Annotated in this window: 6 protein-coding genes; 4 read left to right on the forward strand and 2 right to left on the reverse strand. The window is 70.7% G+C overall.

Annotation, left to right across the window (positions count from 1 at the left end; all coding sequences use genetic code 11):
* The 4 genes from FGD71_RS35535 to pgl form a co-directional block, all read left to right on the forward strand.
* Positions 1–342, forward strand: a 342-nt coding sequence (locus FGD71_RS35535) for a transaldolase family protein (protein ID WP_276147178.1), incomplete at its 5' end; no start/stop codon positions are given.
* Between the two features lies 1 nt (position 343).
* Positions 344–1,870: a glucose-6-phosphate dehydrogenase gene (gene zwf / locus FGD71_RS35540; RefSeq protein ID WP_420878380.1), complete on the forward strand. Its 1,527-nt coding sequence runs from the start codon at positions 344–346 to the stop codon at positions 1,868–1,870.
* The gene (gene opcA / locus FGD71_RS35545; protein WP_119104672.1) at positions 1,867–3,102 is read left to right on the forward strand and encodes a glucose-6-phosphate dehydrogenase assembly protein OpcA; all 1,236 of its coding nucleotides are present in this window, start codon (positions 1,867–1,869) and stop codon (positions 3,100–3,102) included. The genes zwf and opcA overlap by 4 nt, the downstream gene beginning before the upstream one ends.
* Positions 3,099–3,881: a 6-phosphogluconolactonase gene (gene pgl, locus FGD71_RS35550; protein WP_119104673.1), complete on the forward strand. Its 783-nt coding sequence runs from the start codon at positions 3,099–3,101 to the stop codon at positions 3,879–3,881. The genes opcA and pgl overlap by 4 nt, the downstream gene beginning before the upstream one ends.
* A gap of 21 nt (positions 3,882–3,902) precedes the next feature.
* Here the strand turns inward: pgl and FGD71_RS35555 are convergent, their stop codons facing one another.
* Positions 3,903–4,931, reverse strand: a complete 1,029-nt coding sequence (locus FGD71_RS35555; RefSeq protein ID WP_119104674.1) for a hypothetical protein — start codon at positions 4,929–4,931, stop codon at positions 3,903–3,905.
* 94 nt (positions 4,932–5,025) lie between these two features.
* Positions 5,026–5,175 (reverse strand): hypothetical protein (locus FGD71_RS35560; protein WP_140936034.1); only part of this gene is annotated, 150 nt, incomplete at its 5' end.

The following is a 5,175-nucleotide window of genomic DNA, read 5'->3' on the forward strand; positions in this document are numbered from 1 at the left end:
AACAAGCAGCGCCCGCTGTGGGCCTCGACCGGCGTCAAGGACCCGGCGTACAAGGACACCCTGTACGTCGACGAGCTGGTCGCGCCGAACACGGTGAACACCATGCCGGAGGCCACGCTGGAGGCCACCGAGGACCACGGTCAGATCACGGGCAACACCATCGCCGGTACGTACGAGAAGGCCCGGGCCGACCTCGACGCGGTCGAGAGGCTCGGGATCGCCTACGACGACGTGGTGCAGCTTCTGGAGGACGAGGGCGTCGAGAAGTTCGAGGCGTCCTGGAACGACCTGCTCAAGTCGACCGAGGCGGAGCTCAAGCGCCTCGCCCCCTCGGAGGGCTGAAATCTTGTCAAGCAGCAATCCGCTGCGTGACCCGGCGGACCGACGGCTCCCGCGTATCGCGGGGCCGTCGGGCCTCGTCATCTTCGGGGTCACGGGCGATTTGTCCCGTAAAAAGCTGATGCCTGCTGTTTACGACCTCGCCAACCGTGGTCTGCTGCCGCCGGGCTTCTCGCTCATCGGCTTCGCCCGCCGCGAGTGGGCGCACGAGGACTTCGCGCAGGAGGTCCACGACGCCGTCAAGGAGCACGCCCGGACGCCCTTCCGCGAGGAGGTCTGGCAGCAGCTCATCCAGGGGATGCGCTTCGTCCAGGGCACATTCGACGACGATGCCGCGTTCGAGCGGCTGCGCGACACGATCGGCGAGCTGGACAAGGCGCAGGGGACGGGCGGCAACTTCGCCTTCTACCTCTCCGTGCCGCCGTCCGCCTTCCCCGTGGTCATCCAGCAGCTGAAGAAGCACGGCCTGGCCGACCAGACGGGTGGTTCCTGGCGGCGCGCGGTCATCGAGAAGCCGTTCGGCCACGACCTGAAGTCGGCCGAGGAGCTCAACGCGATCGTCCACGAGGTCTTCGCCCCGGACCAGGTCTTCCGTATCGACCACTACCTGGGCAAGGAGACGGTCCAGAACATCCTGGCGCTGCGCTTCGCCAACCAGATGTTCGAGCCGATCTGGAACCGGTCCTTCGTGGACCACGTACAGATCACGATGGCCGAGGACATCGGCATCGGCGGCCGTGCCGGCTACTACGACGGCATCGGCGCGGCCCGTGACGTCATCCAGAACCACCTGCTCCAGCTGATGGCCCTCACGGCCATGGAGGAGCCCGCCTCCTTCGACGCGGACGCGCTCGCCGCCGAGAAGACCAAGGTCCTCGGCGCCGTGAAGCTGCCGAAGGATCTCGGCACGTACACGGTCCGCGGGCAGTACGCGGCCGGCTGGCAGGGCGGCGAGAAGGCTGTCGGATACCTCGAGGAAGAGGGCATCGACCCCAACTCGAAGACCGACACCTACGCGGCGATCAAGCTGGAGGTGGACAACCGCCGCTGGGCCGGGGTTCCCTTCTACCTCCGTACGGGCAAGCGCCTGGGCCGTCGCGTCACCGAGATCGCAGTCGTCTTCCAGCGCGCCCCGCACTCCCCCTTCGACCACACGGCGACGGAGGAACTGGGCCAGAACGCGATCGTCATCCGCGTCCAGCCCGACGAGGGCATCACGGTCCGCTTCGGCTCCAAGGTGCCCGGCACCTCGATGGAGATCCGGGACGTCTCGATGGACTTCGCGTACGGCGAGTCCTTCACGGAGTCCAGCCCGGAGGCGTACGAGCGGCTCATCCTCGACGTCCTGCTCGGCGACTCGAACCTCTTCCCGCGCACCGAGGAGGTCGAGCTGTCCTGGCAGATCCTCGACCCGATCGAGGTGTACTGGGACAAGCACGGCAAGCCCGCACAGTACCCGTCCGGAACGTGGGGGCCCGTCGAGGCCGACGAAATGCTCGATCGAGACGGACGGAGCTGGCGTCGCCCATGAAGATAGACCTCACGGACACCACGGCCAGCAAGATCAACAAGGCGCTCGTCCAGGGCCGCCGGGCCATCGGCACACCCGCCGTCGGCATGGTCCTCACCCTCGTCATAGTCACCGACGAGGAGAACGCCTACGACGCCCTGAAGGCCGCCAGCGAGGCATCCCGCGAGCACCCCTCGCGCACCCTCGTGGTCATCAGGCGCGTCTCCCGCTCCCCCCGCGACCGCACGAAGTCGCGCCTGGACGCCGAGGTACGGGTCGGCGCGGAAGCCGGCACCGGCGAGACGGTGGTGCTGCGCCTGTACGGCGAGGTCGTGGACCACGCCCAGTCCGTCGTGCTCCCCCTGCTCCTGCCGGACGCCCCGGTCGTGGTCTGGTGGCCGGTGGGCGCCCCGCGCGACCCGGCCAAGGACCCGCTGGGGGCCCTGGGACAGCGCAGGGTCACCGACAGCTATTCGGCGGAGAAGCCCGCCGACGAACTGCGTGCCCGCGCCGAGAGCTACGAGCCGGGCGACACCGACCTGGCGTGGGCCCGGATCACCCCGTGGCGCTCCATGCTGGCCGCCGCCCTCGACCAGGTGGACTGCGAGGTCATCTCCGCGGAGGTGCAGGGCGAGGAGTTCAACCCGAGCGTCGAACTGCTGGCCATGTGGCTCGCCGACCGGCTGCATGTGCACGTCCGGCGCGGGATCTCCTCCGGACCCGGGCTGACCGAGGTACGGATGGAGACGACCTGTGGTCCCATCTCGCTGCACCGGCCGGACGGAGCGATGGCCACACTGACGCTGCAGGGCCAGCCCGACCGCGCGGTGGCGCTCAAGCGCCGCGAGACCTCCGAGCTGATCGCGGAGGAGCTGCGACGGCTCGATCCGGACGACACGTACGCGTCGGCGCTGCGGTTCGGGGTGGACCGGCTGGGAGGGAGTACGGCGACCGCGCCGAAGGCCTCGGCTCCCGCATGGGCCGAGGAGTCAGCCCCGCTGCCGCCGCTGTCGGACCCGGATTCCGAGGGCCCGGCGCCGGACTCCCCTTCCCCGCCCCAGGCGTCGGACTCCGCTTCCGAGGGCCGGGCGTCGGAGTCGGATTCCCCGCGCCCGGCGTCGGATTCGGCCTCTCCTGGGCGGGCGTCGTCCGCGCCGGCTCTGCCGCCCGCCTCCTCTCCGTCGGGCGGCAGCGACGCCGGCCGGCCGTCTCCCACGCAGATGCCCCCGGTCAGGAAGGCAGGCACACAGTGAGCCCTCCGCAGCTGGTCGTTCACCGGGACAAAGAGCTGATGGCCCAGGCCGCCGCGGCCCGGCTGATCACGAAGGTCGTGGACGCGCAGGCCTCGCGCGGCTACGCCTCGGTCGTCCTGACCGGTGGCCGCAACGGCAACGGCCTGCTCGCGGCGCTCGCGGCCGCGCCCGCCCGGGACGCCATCGACTGGGGCCGTCTCGACCTGTGGTGGGGCGACGAGCGGTTCGTGCCCGAGGGCGACCCCGAGCGGAACGTGACGCAGGCGCGCGAGGCGCTTCTCGACTCGGTGCCACTGGACCCGAAGCGCGTGCACCCCATGCCCGCCTCGGACGGCCCGTACGGCAAGGACGCGGACGCCGCGGCGGAGGCGTACGCGGTCGAACTCGCCAAGGCCGCCGGGCCGGAGAACCATGCCCCGGTCCCCTCCTTCGACGTGCTGATGCTCGGCGTCGGCCCGGACACACATGTGGCGTCGCTCTTCCCCGAGCTGCCCGCGGTCCGCGAGACGGAGCGCACGGTGGTGGGCGTGCACGGCGCGCCCAAGCCCCCGCCGACCCGTATCACGCTGACGCTGCCCGCGATCCGGGCCGCCCGCGAGGTGTGGCTGCTGGCCGCGGGCGAGGACAAGGCGAATGCCGCTGCCATCGCCCTGTCGGGCGCGGGCGAGGTGCAGGCTCCTGCCGCCGGCGCGTACGGCCGGTCCCGGACGCTGTGGCTCCTGGATGCCGCGGCGGCTTCGCAGCTACCGCGGTCGCTGTATCCGCCGGCTTCGCCGTGACCGCATTCGCGTAACGCCCCGTCAGGACCCGTACGGCCCTTGGCCGTACGGGTCCTGCTGGTTGTGCGGGTTCCGCGGCCACGGCCTGTACGGGGCGCCGTTGCCGAGGGCGTACGGGTTGCCGTGGCCCGGCGCATACGGGCTGCCGTTGCTCGGCGCGTACGGCTGGCCGGGCGGGGCGTACGGCTGCCCCTGCGGCGCGTACGGCTGGCCGGATGGGGCGTACGGCTGGCCCGGCGGGACGTAGGGGTTCCCCTGCGGCGGCACGAACCCCGGGTTCGCAATGTGCGCCGGCGGCTGGGGAAGCGGCGGCATCGTGGCGGGGTGCGCGCCCAGCCGTATCCCGTACCGGCGGCGCAGCCGGTTCATCTCCAGGAGGGCGATGGCAGTGACCGTCAGCGGCGCGCCCAGGATGAACACGATGCCCATGGTGAGGCTCAGCCCGTGCAGGTCACCCGTGACCAGGTCGGGAATGGCCATCAGCCAGGTCGTCACCGTGGCGAGCAGCGGCGGCAGACAGCGGTGCACGGCGGCGGAGCCGAAGAAGTTTCCGGACACCCGCACCGCTCCGTAGGCCACGAAGCCGGTCAGCCAGAGCCCGGCCAGCCCGGGCAGCATCAGCATGATGCCCTGGAGCGAGGTCGTCAGCTGCCACAGGAACACCGTCACGACGACCGTGCCGATGAAGAGCAGCAGCAGCTTGAGCGAGCCGAGGAGGGGTGTCCGCAGCTGGCGGATGGTCCCGGTGCGCCGCCACACGAAGAGCATCACACCCACGGTCAGCGGCGTGATGAACAACAGGACGACGGACGCCGTCAGCATGTTCTCCAGCACTTCCGTGAAGTCGAACTTGCCCTCCACAAAGGTGTACACGCCGAACGCCGCGACCGCTCCGGCGATGACGCGCACGCGCTTGAGCCGCTCCACGTTTTGGTCGACGGGCTCCGGTATCCACGCGGGGTGGAACACCGCCTTCGCCACGTGTTTGGGCTGCAGGAACGACCTCGCCGTCAGCGTGTCGCTCGTCCATCGCCCCCGCGAACCTGACAACTGTCGCTCCCCCGGCCGATCGGCTTCATGATCGCCAGGGATTCTACGGGAAGCGGACGTCGTCGCACCGCCCACTCCCCGTAGCGGCCGTCCCTCAACGGCCCCGCAGTTCCCGGTACTTGGCGACCAGGGCGGTGGTCGACGGGTCGAGGCCGGGGACCTCGGCGCCCGCGGTCAGCGCGGGTTCGACGCGCTTGGCGAGGACCTTGCCGAGCTCGACGCCCCACTGGTCGAAGGAATCGAT

Origin of the sequence: Streptomyces sporangiiformans, assembly GCF_005768555.2 — a bacterium.
Classification (GTDB): Bacteria; Actinomycetota; Actinomycetes; order Streptomycetales; family Streptomycetaceae; genus Streptomyces; species Streptomyces sporangiiformans.

Coding starts and splice junctions, on each gene's coding strand:
- opcA (WP_119104672.1), top strand. CDS start 1,867: ATGAAGATAGACCTCACGGACACCACGGCCAGCAAGATCAACAAGGCG.